Source organism: Mitsuaria sp. BK041, from assembly GCF_014193085.1.
Classification (GTDB): Bacteria; Pseudomonadota; Gammaproteobacteria; order Burkholderiales; family Burkholderiaceae_C; genus Roseateles.
On sequence record NZ_JACHYT010000002.1, the window covers coordinates 432,533 to 450,779 of the forward strand.

Here is an 18,247-nt window from a genome sequence, read left to right on the forward strand (position 1 = left end):
AATCGACGTGCGAGAGCCGCTCGGGTCAATCCTGCGAGGGCGGTGGCGAATGGCAGGCCACGCACAGCTTGTTCCCGTCGGGATCCCGGAAGTAGGCGCCGTAGTAGTGCTCGTGATATTCGGGGCGCAGGCCTGGCGCACCTTCGCAGCAGCCGCCGTGCGCAAGCGCCGCCGCGTGGGCCGCATCGACCATCACGCGCGAGTCGGCCATGAAGGCGGTCATCTGCCCGTTGCCCGCGGCGTGCGCCATGCCGTCGAAAGGAGGCCCGATGAGGAAGAGCGGCCGCGGCCCCGGAACCGACTGCCAGCCGGCCCAAGGCCTCGTGGGATCGCAGAAGCGCTGCGGCAGCTCGAGCGCCGCCATCAGCGGCGTGTAGAACGCGAGCGCCCGGTCGAAATCGCCGACGCCGATGAACACGTGCGAGAACATGGCGGTGCCGCGCTTACTGCGTCCGCCCGCGCCAGCCGAGGAGGCTCACGCCCAGCGCCACGAAGCACGCGCCGAAGCTGCGGTTCATGATCCTCACGCGGCGAGGCGAGGCCAGGCCGCGGCGCAGCGCGCGGGCCAGCACGACGTAGAAGCCATGCGCCAGCACGGCGCACAGCGAGAAGGTTACCGTCAGCACGACGAAGTCGCGCATCGCCGTCTCGGGGTGATTCATGAACTGCGGAAACAGCGCGGTGAAGAACAGGATCGCCTTGGGATTCGTGAGCGCGACCAGGATGCCGCGCAGGAACAGCGCCCGGCGCGACAGCCCTGCCGTCTCGGCGGCAGCCGCGTCGCCATCCGCGATCGAGGCCATGCGCTCGCCCTGGCGCCATTGCTTGATGCCGAGCCAGATCAGGTAGCAGGCGCCCAGCAGCTTGACGACCAGGAAGGCCTGAGCCGAGGTGCTGAGCAGCACGCCCAGCCCGGCCGTCGTCGCGGCCGACACCGCCAGCAGCCCGATTGCATTGCCCAGCGAGCCGACCATCGCGCGCCGCGGCCCGACGCTGAGCGAGTTCGAGATCGCCATCAGCACGGCCGGTCCCGGCGTGAAGGTGACGAACAGCGCCACGCTGACAAAGCCCAACCAAGCGGTCACATCCACGACGAACTCCCAGCGCACGAGACAGCGGCGATGTTAACGGCGGCGTTCTCGCAGCTAGGATCGCCCGATCGATTGACCCTCGAGCGGGAGTGCCCCATGCGATCGCTGTTCCACCTGGCCTATCACGTGCGCGACCTCGACGATGCCCGCGCCTTCTATGGCGACGTGCTCGGCTGCGAGGAAGGCCGCAGCACCGACACCTGGGTCGATTTCGACTTCTTCGGCCATCAGATCTCGCTGCACCTGGGCGAGCCGTTCAAGACCGGCAACACCGGCAAGGTCGGCGATCACCTGGTCCCGATGCCGCATCTGGGCGTGATCCTGCGCATGCCCGAGTGGCGCGCGCTCGCGGACCGGTTGGAGGCGCGCGGCATCGAGTTCGTGCTCAAGCCCAGCATCCGCTTCGCCGGCCAGCCGGGCGAGCAGGCGACGATGTTCTTCCTCGACCCCTCGGGCAATCCGATCGAGATCAAGGGCTTCGCGTCGACGGACGGCATCTTCGCCACCTGATCGATGAGCGGCCCGCAATGTCCCGGAGGGACGCGATGAGCGATGCCGTCGCGATCGGCCCCCTGGTCCTGCCGTGGACCTTCGTCCATCTGTGCATCGCGGTCGCGGTGTCGAGCGCCGTGGCCACGGTGCTTGCCCGCCGGCGGCAGCTGGATGCCGGGCCGCTGCTCTGGCGATGCCTGCTTGTCGCATTGCTGTTCGCGCGGCTGGGCTTCCTCTATCAATACAAGGAGCTCTACGTCGAGCATCCGCTCAGCGTCCTCAACCTCCGTGATGGCGGCTGGTCGCCCGAGATCGGGATCATCGCGATGTGGATGTACGCGACCTTCCGGTTGAGGAACGCGCCGGGCTTGCGCGTGCCGGCGACGGTGCCGCTGGCGATCGGGACGGCGCTGATCGTCGCGGGGCAGATCCAGCTCGCGCTGCAGCCCGCTTCCGCGCCGCTGCCGGCGCTCCAGTTCACGCAGTTGAACGGCGAGCGCCTGGACCTCGCCACGCGCGATGGCAAGCCCGTCCTCGTCAACCTGTGGGCGACCTGGTGCGGGCCCTGCGTGCGTGAGATGCCGATGCTCGCGCAGGCGCAGCGCGACCGCCCCGACGTGCGCTTCGTGTTCATCAACCAGGGCGAGGACGCGCACCATGTCGCGAAGTGGCTGAGGTCTCAACGCTTCACGATGGGCAACATCGCCATCGATGAACGGCGCCAGGCGAGCGCGACCTTCCAGCAGGCGGGTTATCCGACGACGCTGCTCTTCGATGCGTCCGGCCGCCTGGTGGCCAAGCGCACCGGCGAGTTGTCGGAGCCCGCGCTTCAGGCGATGCTGACGCGGCTGCGTTGAGCCGTGCGGTCGCTGGTAGAGACGATCGGTCGTTTCGATGTCGACGGTCTCAGCGAGTTCGATTGGAGCGGCTCAAACCCCATTCGCGACAGCAACGCGATCGGCGCCGACAGCAATGGGAAGCGGTCCATCGAGGCCTTCAAACTCACAGCCGCAAGCCGAGCCAGATCACGGTCCGCGTGGATGCGGACACGATGACCGTCAGGAGCGGTGTCCATGCGCTAGGCCGGTCGGCGTCTTCGGCGAAGGCGCTCAAATGCTCCCGCTCGTCCGCGACGATCTTGGAGATTGCGGCCACAGCAGCGTCATCGTGGCCTTGCAGCACTCGGACCTGCTCGTCGAGATGAAAAAGCACGACGCGCTCGACCGCCACCGTCGTCGCAGCGATGGCCTTGCGTCCGAGAAGGCCCGTGACGGCCCCTAGCAACAGACCGCCCGCCGCGCAGAGCCAGTAGCTCCGACAGCGAGGGCGGCCACGCCGCTGCAGCTCTGTCCAGAAGATCCCGCGATGCCGCTCTTCATGCGCCTTGAATTCACGCAAGGCGGGCAGCATCGACGCTGCGGTCCATCGCGCGGCCAGGATCTGGCCCGCATAGATGTGGACGGCGCCATGCTCGCCAGCATGGTTCACCTTCAGAAGGCGGTCGCCCAGCGACTCGCCGCTGCGCAAGGAGGCTGTGAGGTCCATGGCCGTAAGTATCGGCGCGCGACTCGATGGGTGTCTCCGCGCTTTCCCGGCGGCCCTCGTCGCGTCGGCACGTAACATCCTCCGACCCTTCATCTCGTATGTCCCCATGCAACTCCGCACCATCACGCTCGACGACACCGCCGCCATCGACCTGATCGCGCAGCGCATGCGGGCGACGCTCGTCGAGGTCGAAGGCGAGCAAGCCGGCGGCGGCATGTACTCGATGGACTGGCTGCGCGATCGCGTGCGGTGGCATCTGGACGGGCGCGCGGCTGAAGTGGTGATCGCCGAGGATGCAACCGGCGCGATCGTCGGGCACACGATCTATCGGATTGAAACGAGCGCGGATGACACGCCCTTCGGCCTCGTCTCCACGACCTACGTCGTGCCGCAGGCACGGCGGCTCGGCGTCGCGCAGCAGCTGCTCGCGCGCGCCGAGTCGTGGTTCCGCGGACATGGCCTGCCCCAATGCTGCACCTGGACCTCGTCGACGAACGCGCCGCTGATCGCGCTCTACGCGCGCAACGGCTTCACGCAAGTCGAGCGCGCGCCCAACGAGTTGACGCAGACCCTCATGGTCCGTCTCGCCAAGCCGCTCACCCTCGAGGACCGCGCATGACCACGCCCTTCACCATCGCCACGTTCGACGTCCCAAAGCCTGGACTGGAGGCGCTCGTCGACGCCGGCCTGGACCAGTACAACGATGCCTTCGGCGATCGCGGTGCCTTCGACGGACAGCAGCCGATCTCGAGCGCCGCCTACGACGGCGGCGGACGAATGATCGCCGGCGCGGTCGGGCGCACGCTCGGGCGGTGCTGCGAACTCCAGCGGCTCTGGGTCGACGCCGCGCATCGACACGCGGGCGTCGGCAGCGCCGTCGTCCGCGCCTTCGAGCAGCGCGCCATCGAGCGCGGCTGCGACACCTTCTACCTGAGCACCTTCAGCTTCCAGGCGCGCCCTTTCTACGAGCGCCTCGGCTACACGATGCAGCTGGAGATCCCCGGCCACGGCGCGGCGGGCTCCAAGTGCTTCATGGTGAAGAAACTCGGCGCCTGATCTCCCCTGGGCGCCGGGCCGCGGGCACGCACCTTGCCGCCTCTGCGGCATGAACGCTCCGTCCCGCACCGTCCATCTCTACCTCTTCGAGGGCTTCGCCGACTGGGAGGCCGCTTATGCGGTCGCCGGCATCAACACGCCGGAATTCCAGAAATCGCCAGGCACCTGGCAGGTGAAGACCGTCGCCGCCGCGGGCGCCAACCTGGCGCGATCGATGGGCGGGCTGTCGGTGATGCCGGACATCCGGCTCTCGACGCTGTTCCCCGACGACAGCGAGCTGCTGATCCTTCCCGGCGGCGCCGGCTGGGACAAGGGCGAGCACCTGGAAGCAGCGAAGAAGGCCAAGGAGTTCCTCGATGCCGGCAAGCGCGTGGCCGCGATCTGCGGCGCCACGGCGGGCCTGGCGCGGCTCGGCGTGCTCGACGACCGCCAGCACACCAGCAACGCGCTTGCCTATCTGAAGGGCGTGCCGGAATACGCCGGCAGCGACCGCTACGTCGACGAACCCGTCGTCATCGACCGCGGGCTGATCACCGCAGGCGGCATGTCGGCGCTGGACTTCGCGCGCGCCATCTTCGAGACGCTCGACGTCTACGAGCACCAGACGCTCGAGGCCTGGTACCAGCTCAACAAGACCGGCCAGTCGGCCTGGTTCGCGAAGATGGCACAGGGCGAAGGACGCTGATCGGCGCTGAGCGGCGCAGGCCGCTCGCCCTCACCGCCCTCACCGCCCGTCAACCGCGTTTCAGCCGCCCTTCGCCGCCGTCACGATCCCCTGCCCGGCCGCCCAGGCGCCGATGTCGTCCCGGCGGATCGCCGCGGCCATCAGGCCCGGGAACGCGTCCGGCGTGCACGCGAACGACGGCACGCCCAGCGCCGCCAGCTTCGCCGCGAGCGCGCGGTCGTAGGCCGGCGCGCCCTCGTCGCTGAGCGCCAGCAGCGCCACGCACTGCACGCCGCTCTCGACCAGCGACGCCGCGCGGCGCAGCAGCTGCGGCTCCACGCCGCCTTCGTAGAGATCGGAAATCAGCACGAAGATCGTGTTGCGCGGCTCGCGGATCAGCGACTGGCAATAGGCCACCGCGCCGTTGATGTCCGTGCCGCCGCCGAGCTGGACGCCGAACAGCAGATCCACCGGATCGTCCAGCTGCTCGGTCATGTCGACGACCGCCGTGGCGAAGACCACCAGCTTCGTGCTCACCGCCGGCAGCGAGGCCAGCACCGCGCCGAAGATGCTCGAGTACACCACCGAGTTCGCCATCGACCCGCTCTGGTCGATGCACAGCACCACCTCGCGCTGCGGCCGCCGCGCCTTGCGGCCGAAGCCATGCAGCGTCTCCGGGATCACCGTGCGATGCGCCGGCTGCCAGTGCCGCAGGTTGGCGCGGATGGTGCGGTGCCAGTCGATCTCCGCCAGCCGCGGCCGGCGGTTGCGCTGGCTGCGGTCCAAGGCGCCCGTGACCGCCGCGCGCATCGGCTCCTCGAGCCGCTTCATCAGTTCGTCGACGACGTGGCGCACCACGCGGCGCGCCGTCTCCTTCGTGCCCGCCGGAATCACCCGCGACAGCGCCATCAGGTTGGCCACCAGGTGCACGTCCGGCTGCACGCCCTGCAGCATCTCCGGCTGCAGCAGCATGTCGCGCAGGTTCAGACGCTCCAGCGCGTCCTTCTGCATCACCTGCACCACCGTGCTCGGGAAGTACTTGCGGATGTCGCCCAGCCAGCGCGCCACGCGCGGCGCGGAGTTGCCCCGGCCCCCGCGCCGGTCATCGCCCAGCCCGCCGTGGTCGTCGTAGAGCGCGCTCAGCGCCTGGTCCATCTCCGCCGCGTCGCCGTTCAGCGCGCCGCAGCTGTCCTGCGCCTCGCCGCCGAGCACCAGCCGCCAGCGGCGCAGGCGATCCGCGTCGTTCCTCTCGTCCGAGCCGCTCATGCGTCCACTCCCAACATCGCGCGCAGCAGCGGCAGAGGCAATGCCGCGCGCGCCTCGTCCCATTCCGCCCGCGTCGGGACCATCGCCGTGCCGCCGCCCTTGCGCGCCGCGCGCTGACCCAGATCGCGACGCTCGGCCGCGTCGAAATGCGCGAAGGTCCGCCGCACCAGCGGCAGCACGCGGATGAAGTGCTCCTCGTCGAGGCCGCTCAGCCACGCATCGACCAAAGGCCACACGCCATCGTGATGCAGCAGTACCACCGCGTTGCGGTTGAGGAAGCCATCCAGCCACGCCGCCGCCTTGCCGGGCTCGGCCGCGCGCGACAGATGCAGCGAGATCGCCGTGCCGGCGTCCTCCGCCGTGATCAGGCCGTCGTCCAGCAGCAGCCGCGTGCACAGCCCCCGCAGCAAGGCATGCGCGCCCTCACGTGCCGCGAGTTGCGCGATCGCGGCTCGCCATTGCGCGGAGGGCTCGGTCTGCCGCCCCGGATCGCGCAGGCGGATCGCCGATTGCGCGCCCAGCACGCGATCGCGGCACTGCGCGGCCGCCGTGTCGTCGAGCGAATCGCCCGCCAGCGGCAGGCTGATCGCCGCCCGCGTGACCAGGCCATCGAAGACATGACCCACCATCGCCGCGTCGGTCTGCCGCACGTTGCCGTAGCGGAAGACATTGGCGAGCGGCGGCAGGGCCGCCAGCAGCTGATCGGCATCCCCGGTCACCGCGGCGTGATCCTGCAGCGCGCGCGACGCCACGATCACCGCCTGCGGCAGATCGGCCAGCAGCACGCGGTCCACGAGCTCGGCCAGCGCGCCCAGCGTGCGTTCGCCGCCGCAGCGCTCGGCCACCGCCGCCGTCGCCGCCTGCGCGACCGACTGGCCCCAGCGGCTGGCCTCGATCAGGCGCAGCGCGAATTCAGGCTGCCACTGCAGCGACCACAGCTCGTGGAAGGTGCCGCGCGAGGACTTGCCCGTGCGCGCGATCTCGCCCCACGGCAGATCGATCAGCCGCAGCCGGTGCAGCAGATGGCTGCGCGCCAGGTCGTTGGGCTGGCGCAGGTCCAGGTCCAGCGTCTTCTGCGTCGCCTCCGGCTTCATCCGCAGCGACTTCTGCATCTGCTCGAGATCCCGCTGCAGCGGCACCGTCGGCACCCCGGCCGGCACCTGGCCGAGCCGGTCGCCGATGACCAGCTCGTCGCGGATGAAACCGAGCACGGCCTCGTCGCCCAGCGTCATCACGGTGCGCGTGGCCTCGTGCAACTCGTCCAGGCCCGGCGCCGGCCGCTGACGCAGCGCGGCCAGCGTGTCGGCCAGGCGGCTGGCCTCGATCAGGTGGGCGGAAGAGCAGTCCAGGTCGCGCTCGCGCATCAGCCGCGCGACGCGCGCCAGCCAGCCGATCGCGCGCGGCCGCCGCTCGCCATCGAGGCCGCTCAGCCACAGGTGCTCGTACCAGCCCGGCGAATGGATGCCGGCGCCGTAGCCGCTCTCGCGCGCCAGGTGGCGATAGGTCCACGGCACCCAGGTGCTGCTGACCTTCAGCTTGGGCAGGCCCTTGAGCAGCGTCTGGTCCGCCTTCATCGTGATGTCCGCCTGCAGGCCGCCGAGGTGCCAGGCGCCGCAGACCACCGCGATGCGCTCGAAGCCCTCCTTGCGCGCGGCGCGGATGCACTGCCGCATGTGCGCCTCGCGCAGCACCTCGCGGCGTGCGCGCGGCGTCTTCGGATCGAGCGTCTCGTCATCGCCGGATTCGGCGCGCAGCGTGGTCATCGCCTCGCCGATCGCGGCGAAGAGATCCTCGCCGTCGCCGCGCTCCTCGACCATGTGGTTCCACCACGCCTCGCCATCGGCGTAACCCGCCGCACGCGCGAACCAGTCCAGCGGATCGCCACGGCGTGACGGCGCGGGATCGGGCGCCTCGGCGGAGACGGGTTGCGCCTGCTGATCCCCCGCCTGCTGCGCCCCCGCTTGCTCGTTGTCCGGCTTGTCATCCGGCTCGTCCCCGTCCGGCTTGTCGTCTTCCGAGTTCAGCTGACCCGCCTGCTCGAGCGCCAGCGACACGCCCACCGGCAGGTCGATGAACCGCGCCGGCACGCCGGCCCCGGCCGCCCAGCGCAGGGCCTGCCATTCGGGCGAGAAGCTCGCGAACGGGTGGTACACCGCGCGGCTCGCGTCCTCGACGCCATGCGTGAGCAGCGCCACCGGCGGCGTCATGTCGGCCTCGAGCACCGCCGCGACGAGACCGTCCGCCTCGGGCGGCCCCTCGATCAGCACGCAGTCCGGCTTCAAGGCCTCGAACGCGGCCAGCAGGCTGCGCGCGCAGCCGGGCCCGTGGTGCCGGACACCGAAGTAATGGACCGGATCGCTCATGGCCTCTCGCGGTTCCGCGTTCAGGACTGCTCGCGGCAGGCGCGATACAGGTCCTTCCAGTCGGCGCGTTCCTTGACGACGGTCTCGAGATACTCGGTCCACACGACCTGGTCCTGCACCGGGTCCTTGACGATCGCGCCGAGCAGGCCCGAGGCCACATCGCGCGGACGCATCACGCCGTCGCCGAAGTGGCCGGCCAGCGCCATGCCGCTGTTGATCACCGAGATCGCCTCCGCCGTCGACAGCGTGCCGCTGGGCGACTTCAGCTGCGTCTTACCGTCCTCGGTGCGGCCGTTGCGCAGCTCGCGGAAGATCTGCACGATGCGCCTCACTTCCTTCAGCGCCGGCGGCTCGGCCGGCAGCTGCAGCGCGGCGCCCAGCTCCGCGACGCGCTTGACGACGATGGACACCTCCGCGTCCTCGCTCGCCGGCACCGGCAGCACGACCGTGTTGAAGCGCCGCTTGAGCGCGGCCGACAGCTCGTTCACGCCCTTGTCGCGGTTGTTGGCCGTGGCGATCACGCTGAAGCCGCGCGTGGCCTGCACCTCGCCGCCGAGCTCCGGAATCGGCAGCGTCTTCTCCGACAGCACCGTGATCAGGCTGTCCTGCACGTCGGCCGGGATGCGCGTCAGCTCCTCGATGCGCGCGATCTTGCCGGCCCGCATCGCCTTCATCAGCGGACTCGGCACCAGCGCCGCCTCGCTCGGGCCATTGGCCAGCAGCTGCGCGTAGTTCCAGCCGTAGCGCAGCTGTTCCTCGCCGGTGCCGGCGGTGCCCTGGATCAGCAGCGTCGAGTCGCCGCTGACCGCCGCCGACAGGTGCTCCGAGACCCAGGACTTCGCCGTGCCCGGCACGCCGTAGAGCAGCAGCGCGCGATCGGTGGCGAGCGTCGCGACGGCGATCTCCATCAGGCGCTCGTCGCCGATGTACTTGGCGCTGACTTCGAAGCCGTTCTCCAGCGTGCCGCCCATCAGGTAACGCAGCACCGCCCAGGGCGACATCGCCCAGTTCTCTGGACGCGGGCGCGTGTCCTGGCGCTTGAGCTCGGCCAGTTCCTCGGCGTACTGGTGCTCCGCGTGGCGGCGCAGGACCTGCGAGGCGGTCGAAGTGTCGGGCGTGGTCATCATGGGGTCCTCGGGGTCGGATCCGGTTGAAGAGCGATCAGGGCGCGGCGCAGCGCGGCCGTCTGCACGACGGCCTGCAGCATGTCCGCATAGGCGGCGGTCTCGCCGGCCGCGCGCTGGTCGGCGATCGAGCCGTAGGCGGACAGGCAGTCGGAATGCAAGACGGCGCCGAAGTCGGCCAGCATCGCGCGCACGGTGTAGTCGTCCTTGAGCGTGCCGGCGCGGGCGCGCGTGAGCAGCTGCTCGGTCAGCGCCTGCGATAGCTGAGGGCCGAGCGTCTCGCCACCGCTTGCCGCCGCGATCAGCGCGGACAAGGGCAGCGTGCCCTGCTGCAGGTGGCGCAGCCAGTAGCGCTCGCGGCGGGCCTGCGGCAGCCAGCCCAGCACCTGCGCCGCGCGGTGCGACTCGATGCCCGCGCCGAGGTCGCCAAACGCGTGGTCGAGGAAGGCCTCGCACCAGTCGATCTCACGCGTGGCGCCGAGCACGTCGAACCAGCCGCGCTGCAGCGCCTCGGCCCAGTCGGTCTTGCGCGCCCAGCCGAGCAGCTCGGCGGGCGTCATGCCGGTGGTCTCGGTCCACCAGGCCAGCGGCACCTGACGCACCAACTGGAACAGCCACCAGCCGCGCTCGCCGAGCTTCTCCGACTGGGGGCGCTCGGCGATAAGTTGATCGACGGCCCAATCGCTGCCGGCGGCGACCGGCGCGTCGATGACCCAGTGCTGGCGCAGCAGCACACGCTCGCTGCGCAGCAGCGGCGCGAGGCGATCGATGGCGCGACGCGGATGCGCCGCGCCGGGCAGGCGCAGCAGCAGGCCGAGCGCGACGTCGCGCACCTCGCGGCTGCGATCGGCGCGCAGGCGGTCGAGCAGCGCTTCGTCGTCGAGGGACAGGCCGGTGGCCAGCTGCGATGCGAGATCGGCGCGCTCCTTCACTGGCAGTTCGGCCAAGGCGGCTTCAAGCCGGGCGCGGCCGGCGGCGGCATCGGCCGCGCGCTCGCGGACAAGGAAGGCGCGGCGCTGCTCGAGCGTGCCCTCGGTCCACTGCGAGTCGTCGAGCGCCTCGCCGCCGACACCGGCCGCATAGCGCCACTCCTCGCGCTGGCGGGCGAGCCACAGGCCGCGTTCGCCGAGCACCGGCAGCAGCGGCGCCCGCAGCGCCACCGAGCGCCGGCCGAGTTCGAGCGCCTGCGGCAGGAGCGTCTCGGGCAGGCGCAGCCCGGCGGCGGCCAGGTCCGCGAAGAGCTGCTGTTGGAGCCGGGTCGGCGCCTCGCTCAGCGCCCAGCGCAGCAACGATCGCAGGTGTCCGCCCTGCCCGTCGGGAACCACCGGCCGGCGGTCCGCCGCGGCCGGTTCCGGCGGCGCGGCGGTCCAGGCGCGGTCCTGCAGGCCGGCGGCCTCGCAGGCCGCGATGACGGCCATCGCGCGCAGCACCTGGTTCGACGGACCGTCCGCAGCCAGCGCGGCCTGCGCCGCGAGCTGGCCGATTTCGCCGGACCATTCGGGCAGCGGTCCGGGCTGGCGTTCGGTGCCGACCATCGCGATCGGCAGCAGCGGCGTCCAGGCGCTCATGCGGCGCTCCGCGTCCAGAGGGGCCGCGCCGATCCGGCGGCCCATGCGGTCAAGGGACTCAGGCGCGCGCCGTCCCATTCACCCATGACGTCGAGCGGATGCGCGCCGGAGACCGCCATCAGCGACCACCAGTCCTCATCGCCCAGGCGCAGCGGCACGGCGCGGCCCTCGGCGACCAGATGCGGCCCTGCGTCGGAGGCGACGGGCGTCGCGTTGGCGAGCACCACGGGATGCAGCGACGCGAACGGATGCGCGGCGATGCGCTGCGCGACCCGCTCCCATTCGGCGCTCCAGGCCTGCGGGGTCACGCCCGCGGCGGCTTCGGTGGAGGCCGGCTCCGTCGATGGCGCCTCGTCGGCGACCAGCGCGCGCAGCGGCGCGCCGCCGGGATAGAAGACCAGCGTGAGGTCCTTGCCGGAACCCGGCAGCCACAGCCCCTCGAAGCCGCGTCCGCCATGCGTGTGATCGAGCAGCCAGGCGCGGCGGCCGGAGCGCGCGCCGTGCAGCCAGACGCGGCGTTCGTTGAGGCGCGCATCGCGTTCCTCGACGATGACGCCGATGACGGTCCAGCGATCGCTCAGGCGCTCGCCCGTGGCGAGCACCTCCGCCTGGTCGAGCGGCCAGCCGCAGACGGTGCGCAGATCCGCCTGGACGGCGGCGGGCAGCGCCTCGCGCCGGCCGATCGCCTCGCAAGCCAGCTGCAGCAGGCCCAGGCGCGCGAGCATGCGCTCGGGCCAGTCCGCGCCGGTGCGCCAGCCATCGGCGGCCGCGGTGAGCCGCTGCCCGAGCCCGGGCGCCTGCGCGTCGACCATGCGGGCGGCCATCGTGCGCCAGCCGCGGATCGCGGCGTCGTCGAGCGCGCCGAGGCCGCGTCCCATCTGATCGCCGAGCCAGCGTTGCAATTCGCCGGCGGCCTCTTCAATGCGACGCCAGCGCTGCGCTTCGCGCTTCGTCGCGCCCTCCGGATCGGCAAGCGCCGAGGCGGCCTGCGTGGGATCGACGCCGTCGGCGAGCTGGACCGCGCGCTCGACGGCGCGGTCGGCGGCCTTCTGGTCGCGCTCTTCCTTCTTCTGCGCCCGCTCGCCGCGCGAGGCCAGCCATTCGGCGACCCAGGCAGGCGGCTCGCCGCCGCTGAACTTCGACGCGTCCTGCGCGCGCAGCATCAACAGCGCGAGGCCATGCTTGCAGGGGAACTTGCGGCTGGGGCAGGAGCAGCGGAAGGCGGGACCGCTCAGGTCCACCTGCGTCTGGTACGGCTTGGAGCCGCTGCCCTGGCACTCGCCCCAGACGGCGGCGTCATCGGCGCCGAGCAAGGGCCACTTGGCCGGCGAAGTGAGCCCACGCGCGGCCTTCGCCGATGCCTCGTCCGGCGCCAGCGCCAGCACTCCCTCCATGGTCAGCGTCATGCTGGCCCGCTCCCTGATTGATCGTTGTCCGGTCAGTTGGGGCGGAGTCTAGCTGGCCGTCGCGGCCCCAAGGCCCCAAGGCCGCACTGCCTCACGGCAGCCGCGCCAGCGCCTCCAGATACCTCGGCGCGAGCATCAGCTCATCCCAGGTCAGCGGCGCGGACTGCGGCACCAGCGCCGCGCGGCGCGCCTCGCTGTCGATCGCCGGCATCCAGGCCCCGGTCGACTGCGCCACGGTCAGGCCGTCCAGCAGCTCATCGATCGCGCGGCCGCCCTGCTCCAGGCTCTGGTTGCACAGCAGCACCAGGTCGCAGCCCGCGTCCAGCGCCGCCAGCGCGGCCTCGGTGTACCCGACCGGCCGGCCTTCGATGACGCGCGCCGCCGCCATGCCCAGGTCGTCGCTGAACACCGCGCCGGCGAAGCCCAGCCGGTCGCGCAGGATGTCCTGCAGCCAGCGGCGGCTGAAGCCCGCCGGCCGGCTGTCCACCTTGCGGTAGATCACGTGCGCCGGCATCACCGCCGACAGGCTCAGGCTCAGCCACTCGAAGGGCCGCACGTCCTCCGCCAGGATGGCCTTCAGCGAGCGCGTGTCCACCGGCACGCCCACATGCGAATCGACGCTCACCGCGCCGTGTCCCGGGAAGTGCTTGCCGCAGCTGCCCATGCCGGCCAGCGCCAGGCCCTGCATCAGGCTCTGCGCCAGCAGGCTCACCACCCGCGGATCGCCGTGGAAGCTGCGCGAGCCGATCACCGGACTCACCGACTGCCGCGAGGCGTCCTGGTGGTCCAGATCGAGCACCGGCGTGAAGCTCATGTCGACGCCGCAGGCCCGCAGCTCCAGCGCCAGCACCAGGCCGGTGGCCGTCGCGGCCTGCACGGCGCGCATCGCGTCGTCCATCCACAGCTCGCCGAGCGTGCGCATCGCCGGCAAGGCCGTGAAGCCATCGGTGCGGAAGCGCTGCACGCGGCCGCCTTCCTGGTCGACCGCGATCAGCAGGTCCGGCCGCAGCGACTTGGCCTCGGCACACAACGCCGTCAGCTGGGCGCGGCTCTCGAAGTGGCGCGCGAACAGGATCATCCCGCCGGTCAGCGGATGCGCCAGCCGGCGACGGTCGTCGGCGGTCAGCGTCGTGCCCGCGATGTCGAGGATCACCGGCGAATGCAGGGAATCGGTCATTGATCTGTCTCTCTCGTTGAACAGGCGTCATTGCGCCCGCATGGTTTCTGATCGTCGCTGCTGCAATGAGGGCAGCGAGGGCAGCGTCGCCGGCGCCCGGGGCTCAGTCCCGCGTCTCGACGACGACGAACGCGGTGGCGTAGTCCGTCTCGTCACTGACGCTGACGTGGGCTCTCAGACCCTTGGCCTCGAACCACTCGGCCAAGCCGTCGTGCAGCCGGATCTCCGGCTTGCCGCTGCGCGCCTTGACGATCTCGCAGGCGCGCCAGGTCATCGGCATGCGCATGCCCAGCCCGATCGCCTTCGAGAACGCCTCCTTCGCCGAGAACCGCGTCGCCAGGTAGGCGATGCCCCGCGCCGGGACCTTGGCATACCGCTCGCGGAACACCTCGATCTCGTGCGGGCCCAGCACCTTCCCGGCGAAGCGCTCCCCGCGCCGTTCGAAAGTGCTGCGGATGCGCCGGATGTCGCAGACGTCCGTGCCGATGCCGTAGATCATCGCGACCCTTTCATGCGCGCCCGGTGCGCGTCTCGTGCCCGCTGCGTGGTGCTTGCGTGCGCAAATGCAATCAGACGTAGGCGCGCTGGATGCAGCGCTGGTAGTCCCGCACCGTCTCGGCATAACCGAGCTCGAGCGCATCCGCGATCAGCGCGTGGCCGATCGAGACCTCGGCCACGCCCGGCACCTCGCGCAGGAAGCGCGTCAGGTTGTCGCGGTTCAGGTCGTGGCCCGCGTTGATGCCCAGGCCCTGCGCCAGCGCCGCGCGCGCCGCGGCGGCGAAACCGGCCACGACCTCGGCCTCGCGTGGCGTGCCAAAGGCGCTCGCCCAGGTCTCGGTGTAGAGCTCGATGCGCTCCGCGCCCAGCGCCGCCACGTGGGCCATCGCTTCGGGCAGCGGGTCCATGAACAGGCTCACCCGCACGCCGAGCGATCGGCATTCGGCGATCATGGGACGCAGCCGCTCGGCATCGGCCGGCAGGTTCCAGCCGTGGTCGGAGGTGAACTGGTCCTCGCTGTCGGGAACGAAGGTCGCCTGGTGCGGACGGACTTCGCGGATGAAGTCCATCAGGTTCTGCGTCGGGTTGCCCTCGATGTTGTATTCGGCCTGCGGCCAGGCCTTCATCAGCGCGGCGAGCTCGCGCACGTCGTGCGCGCGGATGTGGCGCTCGTCGGGCCGCGGATGCACCGTGATGCCCTGCGCGCCGGCCTCCAGGCACCGCTGCGCCGCGCGCGTCACGCTGGGGATGCCCAGGTGCCGCGTGTTGCGCAGCAGCGCGACCTTGTTGACGTTGACCGAGAGCGCGCAGCGCGCGTCATGGCGACCGGATTCGGGAGCGATCAGCGGATTCATGTGAGCAGCTTCTGGACGTCGAGCAGCACCTGCCGCGTCCGCAGAGGACGATGGCCCAGATGATAGTGAAGCAGGCCGCGCAGCAGCGGCTTCAGGGTCGGCCCGGCGAGTTCGCAGGCCTGCTGCAGCGCCGCCTGGCTGCCATGCAGCAGCGCCGCCTGGATCTGGATGAAGGCCATGCCGGTGAGCTGCGGCGCGTCGTGCGTGGGCACGATCACGCCGGACTCCGGCGCCAGCATGTAGGGCCGCTCCGGATCGAGCGGCGCCTGCGTCGTGGCCAGCACGCTCAGGTCGGGCAGCAGGCCGCAGGTGGCCAGCAGCGTCAGCTCGAAGGCGCGCAGCGCCGCCTGCGCATCGTCCACCGAGGCCAGGCGGGGCAGCAGCGCCGCGTAGGCGTCGAACAGGCCAGGCTGCGGATCCTGCCGCGGCAGGAATTTCAGCAGCAGCTCGTTGACGTAGTAGCCGCTGAACAGCGCCGCACCGCTGGGCAGCGTCTGTCCGCCGACCCATTCCGCGCCGCGCAGCGACTGCACCTCGGCCGCGCCGTCCTCGTTCATCTTCGAGGGCTTGGACAGCGTCACCTGCAGACGCAGGAACGGCAGCAGCACCGATCGCAGCTGCGAATACGGCCGCTTGGCCCCCTTGGCCACCACCGCCAGCCGGCCGTGCTCGCGGCTGAACAGGTCCAGCACCAGGCTGGTCTCGCTCCAGTCGTAGTGGTGCAGGACAAAAGCCGCCTGCGTGGCGGGCGGCTTCGGCGCGCGGGTGGCCATGGGCGCTGATCGTCAGCGAGCGCGCGGCGCGCTCACTCGTAGCCGTAGCTTCTGAGGTGCTCTTCGCTGTCGGCCCAGCCGGAGCGGACCTTCACCCACAGCTCCAGGAACACGCGCGCGTCCATCAGCGTCTCGAGCTCCTGACGGGCCTCGGAGCCGATGCGCTTGAGGCGCTCGCCGCCCTGGCCGATGACCATGCCCTTCTGGGCGTCGCGCTCGACCACGATGGTCGCGGCAATGCGGCGCAGGTTGCCCTCTTCCTCCCAGCGGTCGATGATCACCGTCGCCTCGTAGGGCAGCTCGTCGCCGGTCAGGCGGAAGAGCTTCTCGCGGATCATCTCGGCGGCCAGGAACTTCTCGCTGCGGTCGGTCAGCGCGTCCTCCTCGTAGAACCATTCCTGGTTCGGGAGGTAGGGCTTCAGGATCTGGAACAGGCGCTGGACGTCCGAGTCCTTCTTCGCCGACAGCGGCACGAACTCGCTGAAGTTGCGGCGCTCCTGCATGCTCTTGAGCCAGGGCATCAGCTCGGCGCGGCGATGGACCGCGTCCAGCTTGTTGGCGATCAGCACCACCGGCTTGTCCTGCGGCAGCAGCGACAGCACCTTGGCATCGTCCAGGCCAAAGCGTCCCGCCTCGACGACGAACAGCACCAGGTCCACGTCCGCCAGCACGCCCTGCACCGTGCGGTTCAGGTTGCGGTTCAGCGCGGTGCTGTGCTTGGTCTGGAAGCCGGGGGTGTCGACGAAGACGAACTGCGCCTCGTCGACCGTGCGCACGCCGGTGATGCGATGGCGCGTGGTCTGCGCCTTCTTCGAGGTGATCGAGACCTTCTGCCCGACCAGCGCGTTCAGCAGCGTGGACTTGCCGACGTTGGGCCGGCCGACGATCGCGATCAGGCCGCAGCGCTGGTCGCCTTCGTACGGCGGCGCGCCGATGCCGCCCTGCACCTCGGGCAACCCGTCGTCGTCGAGGTCCTCATCGAGGTCCTCGTCCCGGTCATCGCCGCCTTCGGGAGCGGCGGCGGCGTTGGGGTCCAGCGGGGTGTCGGGGGCGTGCGGGGCGTTCAGAGCGGGGTCCTTGGGAAGGGGGGCGCCGGCCGGGGAGGCGGACGGCGATTCGGGCGTCGATTCGGGCGGCGAATCGGAAACGGATTCGGAAACAGAAAGGGAATCGGACGAGGACGCCGTCGGCGGCGTCCTCGGGGGTCTCGGTGCGTTCATCGCGGGCTCCGCGTCAGTCGCGCAGGCCGGTGCCGGGCCGGTCGCCGGCCAGCAGTTCATCGAGCACCTGCCGGGCCGCCTCCTGCTCGGCGATCCGGCGCGAGCGGCCCTCGCCGCGGCGCGACAGCGTCAGCGCGGCCACTTCGCACTCGACGGTGAAGGTCTGCGCATGCGCCTGGCCCCGCGTCTCGACGATGCGGTAGGCCGGCACCGCCAGCTTGCGGGCCTGCAGCCATTCCTGCAGCGCGGTTTTCGCGTCCTTGGCCCATTGGTCGATGCCGCTGGCGGCGATCGTCTCGCCCAGCAGGCGGCGGACGATCTCGCGGGCGGCCTCGTAGCCGCCGTCCTGGAAGGCGGCGCCGATGACCGCTTCCAGCGCGTCGGCCAGGATGGACGGCCGCTGGCCGCCACCGCCGCGGGCCTCGCCCTCGCTCATCCGCAGCGCCTCCGGCATCTGCAGCTGCAGCGCCAGGCGATGCAGGCTGTCCTCGCGCACCAGGTGCGCGCGGATGCGGGTCAAGTCGCCTTCATCCGACCCGGCGAAACGCTCGTACAAGAGCGCCGACACCGCCAGGTTCAGCACCGCGTCGCCGAGGAATTCCAGGCGCTCGTTGTGCTGCTGGCCGAAGCTGCGGTGCGTCAACGCGCGCTGCAGCAGTCCCGCTTGCGTGAAGCGGTAGCCAAGGCGTTGCTGGAGGGCGTCGAGCGCTTGCGGAGTCATGGGCGGGGATGTGCCGTGGGGGCGGGTCAGTGCGACTCGCCTTTGTACTTGATCAGCAGGAAGGCCGGGCCGAACAGGGGCACTTCCTTGTCGTACGCGAAGCTGATCTTCACCTTGTCGTCGACCTTGGTGATGGTCAGGTCCTTGGGCTCGATGCTGACGATCGAGTATTCGATCTGCTTGGTGCGCTCGAACGAGTCACGCGCCGCCGCCACCGTGGAGGGGCCGTCCTTGGCGATCTTGTCGATCGCACGCTGGATCGTGTAGTACTCCATCACGGTCGGCACCACCCGCAGCAGGATCACCGATCCGCCGCCAATGATCACCGCCCAGAACAGCAGTCCCAGCAGGCTGATGCCCCGTTGAATCTTCCGTGCCCTCATCACGCGTCGCTCCGCAAATAGTCGTTGGAACAGAGTAGTCGATCGT

20 protein-coding genes are annotated in these 18,247 nt (G+C 70.8%); 5 read left to right on the plus strand and 15 right to left on the minus strand.

Translation table 11 applies throughout. The features are described from left to right. Positions 1-25: 25 nt before the first annotated feature. On the minus strand, positions 26-430 hold the full coding sequence (locus FHT38_RS17765) for a VOC family protein (protein WP_183492738.1): 405 nt from the start codon (positions 428-430) through the stop codon (positions 26-28). 13 nt (positions 431-443) lie between these two features. Beyond that, the gene (locus tag FHT38_RS17770; protein ID WP_183492739.1) at positions 444-1,091 is read right to left on the minus strand and encodes a LysE family translocator; all 648 of its coding nucleotides are present in this window, start codon (positions 1,089-1,091) and stop codon (positions 444-446) included. 96 nt (positions 1,092-1,187) lie between these two features. On the opposite strand from FHT38_RS17770, the gene FHT38_RS17775 reads away from it, so the two are divergent. Beyond that, positions 1,188-1,601, plus strand: a complete 414-nt coding sequence (locus FHT38_RS17775) for a VOC family protein (protein WP_183492740.1) — start codon at positions 1,188-1,190, stop codon at positions 1,599-1,601. Positions 1,602-1,636: 35 nt separating this feature from the next. Continuing rightward, entirely contained in the window at positions 1,637-2,440 is an 804-nt protein-coding gene (locus FHT38_RS17780) for a TlpA disulfide reductase family protein (RefSeq protein ID WP_183492741.1), read from the plus strand. 145 nt (positions 2,441-2,585) lie between these two features. On the opposite strand, the gene FHT38_RS17785 is transcribed toward FHT38_RS17780, so the two are convergent. Continuing rightward, positions 2,586-3,128 carry a demethoxyubiquinone hydroxylase family protein gene (locus FHT38_RS17785; RefSeq protein WP_183492742.1) on the minus strand — a complete coding sequence of 181 codons (543 nt, stop codon included), beginning with the start codon at positions 3,126-3,128 and terminating at the stop codon, positions 2,586-2,588. Between FHT38_RS17785 and FHT38_RS17790 the strand changes: the two genes are divergently transcribed. From FHT38_RS17790 to FHT38_RS17800, 3 genes are read left to right on the plus strand one after another with little or no spacing between them, the layout of a single operon-like run. Further along, positions 3,127-3,747 carry a GNAT family N-acetyltransferase gene (locus tag FHT38_RS17790; protein WP_183492743.1) on the plus strand — a complete coding sequence of 207 codons (621 nt, stop codon included), beginning with the start codon at positions 3,127-3,129 and terminating at the stop codon, positions 3,745-3,747. The two genes, FHT38_RS17785 and FHT38_RS17790, sit on opposite strands and share 2 nt — an antisense overlap. After that, the gene (locus FHT38_RS17795; protein WP_183492744.1) at positions 3,744-4,184 is read left to right on the plus strand and encodes a GNAT family N-acetyltransferase; all 441 of its coding nucleotides are present in this window, start codon (positions 3,744-3,746) and stop codon (positions 4,182-4,184) included. The genes FHT38_RS17790 and FHT38_RS17795 overlap by 4 nt, the downstream gene beginning before the upstream one ends. A 49-nt stretch (positions 4,185-4,233) precedes the next feature. Next, on the plus strand, positions 4,234-4,869 hold the full coding sequence (locus FHT38_RS17800; protein WP_147241042.1) for a DJ-1/PfpI family protein: 636 nt from the start codon (positions 4,234-4,236) through the stop codon (positions 4,867-4,869). A gap of 60 nt (positions 4,870-4,929) precedes the next feature. On the opposite strand, the gene FHT38_RS17805 is transcribed toward FHT38_RS17800, so the two are convergent. The 12 genes from FHT38_RS17805 to FHT38_RS17860 form a co-directional block, all read right to left on the minus strand. Continuing rightward, on the minus strand, positions 4,930-6,114 hold the full coding sequence (locus tag FHT38_RS17805; RefSeq protein WP_183492745.1) for a VWA domain-containing protein: 1,185 nt from the start codon (positions 6,112-6,114) through the stop codon (positions 4,930-4,932). Next, entirely contained in the window at positions 6,111-8,477 is a 2,367-nt protein-coding gene (locus tag FHT38_RS17810) for a DUF5682 family protein (RefSeq protein WP_183492746.1), read from the minus strand. The genes FHT38_RS17805 and FHT38_RS17810 overlap by 4 nt, the downstream gene beginning before the upstream one ends. Positions 8,478-8,497: 20 nt before the next feature. Beyond that, positions 8,498-9,601, minus strand: a complete 1,104-nt coding sequence (locus FHT38_RS17815) for an AAA family ATPase (RefSeq protein ID WP_183492747.1) — start codon at positions 9,599-9,601, stop codon at positions 8,498-8,500. Continuing rightward, on the minus strand, positions 9,601-11,169 hold the full coding sequence (locus FHT38_RS17820; protein ID WP_183492748.1) for a DUF5691 domain-containing protein: 1,569 nt from the start codon (positions 11,167-11,169) through the stop codon (positions 9,601-9,603). Before FHT38_RS17820 ends, FHT38_RS17815 begins: the two co-directional genes overlap by 1 nt. Continuing rightward, a complete protein-coding gene (locus FHT38_RS17825) occupies positions 11,166-12,575 on the minus strand; it encodes an SWIM zinc finger domain-containing protein (RefSeq protein ID WP_183492749.1) in 1,410 nt (469 codons plus the stop codon). Before FHT38_RS17825 ends, FHT38_RS17820 begins: the two co-directional genes overlap by 4 nt. 91 nt (positions 12,576-12,666) lie before the next feature. Further along, positions 12,667-13,752, minus strand: coding sequence for a beta-N-acetylhexosaminidase (gene nagZ, locus FHT38_RS17830; RefSeq protein WP_091726601.1), 1,086 nt, complete (start codon positions 13,750-13,752; stop codon positions 12,667-12,669). 103 nt (positions 13,753-13,855) lie between these two features. After that, positions 13,856-14,251: a holo-ACP synthase gene (acpS, locus tag FHT38_RS17835; protein WP_091726604.1), complete on the minus strand. Its 396-nt coding sequence runs from the start codon at positions 14,249-14,251 to the stop codon at positions 13,856-13,858. A gap of 70 nt (positions 14,252-14,321) precedes the next feature. Next, on the minus strand, positions 14,322-15,104 hold the full coding sequence (locus FHT38_RS17840; RefSeq protein ID WP_183482296.1) for a pyridoxine 5'-phosphate synthase: 783 nt from the start codon (positions 15,102-15,104) through the stop codon (positions 14,322-14,324). Continuing rightward, the gene (gene recO, locus FHT38_RS17845) at positions 15,101-15,877 is read right to left on the minus strand and encodes a DNA repair protein RecO (protein WP_091726612.1); all 777 of its coding nucleotides are present in this window, start codon (positions 15,875-15,877) and stop codon (positions 15,101-15,103) included. The genes FHT38_RS17840 and recO overlap by 4 nt, the downstream gene beginning before the upstream one ends. Positions 15,878-15,909: 32 nt before the next feature. Next, positions 15,910-16,914, minus strand: coding sequence for a GTPase Era (gene era / locus FHT38_RS17850; RefSeq protein ID WP_404935391.1), 1,005 nt, complete (start codon positions 16,912-16,914; stop codon positions 15,910-15,912). 196 nt (positions 16,915-17,110) lie between these two features. Next, entirely contained in the window at positions 17,111-17,818 is a 708-nt protein-coding gene (gene rnc / locus FHT38_RS17855) for a ribonuclease III (protein WP_091726622.1), read from the minus strand. Between the two features lie 26 nt (positions 17,819-17,844). Beyond that, on the minus strand, positions 17,845-18,201 hold the full coding sequence (locus FHT38_RS17860; protein WP_183492751.1) for a DUF4845 domain-containing protein: 357 nt from the start codon (positions 18,199-18,201) through the stop codon (positions 17,845-17,847). Positions 18,202-18,247: the final 46 nt, after the last annotated feature.

Excerpts from the sequence above, each read along its gene's own strand:
- FHT38_RS17860 (WP_183492751.1), bottom strand. The coding sequence starts at position 18,201 with ATGAGGGCACGGAAGATTCAACGGGGCATCAGCCTGCTGGGACTGCTG.
- acpS (WP_091726604.1), bottom strand. The coding sequence starts at position 14,251 with ATGATCTACGGCATCGGCACGGACGTCTGCGACATCCGGCGCATCCGC.
- recO (WP_091726612.1), bottom strand. The coding sequence starts at position 15,877 with ATGGCCACCCGCGCGCCGAAGCCGCCCGCCACGCAGGCGGCTTTTGTC.
- FHT38_RS17805 (WP_183492745.1), bottom strand. The coding sequence starts at position 6,114 with ATGAGCGGCTCGGACGAGAGGAACGACGCGGATCGCCTGCGCCGCTGG.
- rnc (WP_091726622.1), bottom strand. The coding sequence starts at position 17,818 with ATGACTCCGCAAGCGCTCGACGCCCTCCAGCAACGCCTTGGCTACCGC.
- FHT38_RS17785 (WP_183492742.1), bottom strand. The coding sequence starts at position 3,128 with ATGGACCTCACAGCCTCCTTGCGCAGCGGCGAGTCGCTGGGCGACCGC.
- FHT38_RS17765 (WP_183492738.1), bottom strand. The coding sequence starts at position 430 with ATGTTCTCGCACGTGTTCATCGGCGTCGGCGATTTCGACCGGGCGCTC.
- FHT38_RS17825 (WP_183492749.1), bottom strand. The coding sequence starts at position 12,575 with ATGACGCTGACCATGGAGGGAGTGCTGGCGCTGGCGCCGGACGAGGCA.
- FHT38_RS17775 (WP_183492740.1), top strand. The coding sequence starts at position 1,188 with ATGCGATCGCTGTTCCACCTGGCCTATCACGTGCGCGACCTCGACGAT.
- FHT38_RS17780 (WP_183492741.1), top strand. The coding sequence starts at position 1,637 with ATGAGCGATGCCGTCGCGATCGGCCCCCTGGTCCTGCCGTGGACCTTC.
- FHT38_RS17800 (WP_147241042.1), top strand. The coding sequence starts at position 4,234 with ATGAACGCTCCGTCCCGCACCGTCCATCTCTACCTCTTCGAGGGCTTC.
- FHT38_RS17810 (WP_183492746.1), bottom strand. The coding sequence starts at position 8,477 with ATGAGCGATCCGGTCCATTACTTCGGTGTCCGGCACCACGGGCCCGGC.
- FHT38_RS17815 (WP_183492747.1), bottom strand. The coding sequence starts at position 9,601 with ATGACCACGCCCGACACTTCGACCGCCTCGCAGGTCCTGCGCCGCCAC.
- nagZ (WP_091726601.1), bottom strand. The coding sequence starts at position 13,752 with ATGACCGATTCCCTGCATTCGCCGGTGATCCTCGACATCGCGGGCACG.
- FHT38_RS17795 (WP_183492744.1), top strand. The coding sequence starts at position 3,744 with ATGACCACGCCCTTCACCATCGCCACGTTCGACGTCCCAAAGCCTGGA.
- FHT38_RS17790 (WP_183492743.1), top strand. The coding sequence starts at position 3,127 with ATGGCCGTAAGTATCGGCGCGCGACTCGATGGGTGTCTCCGCGCTTTC.
- FHT38_RS17820 (WP_183492748.1), bottom strand. The coding sequence starts at position 11,169 with ATGAGCGCCTGGACGCCGCTGCTGCCGATCGCGATGGTCGGCACCGAA.
- FHT38_RS17840 (WP_183482296.1), bottom strand. The coding sequence starts at position 15,104 with ATGAATCCGCTGATCGCTCCCGAATCCGGTCGCCATGACGCGCGCTGC.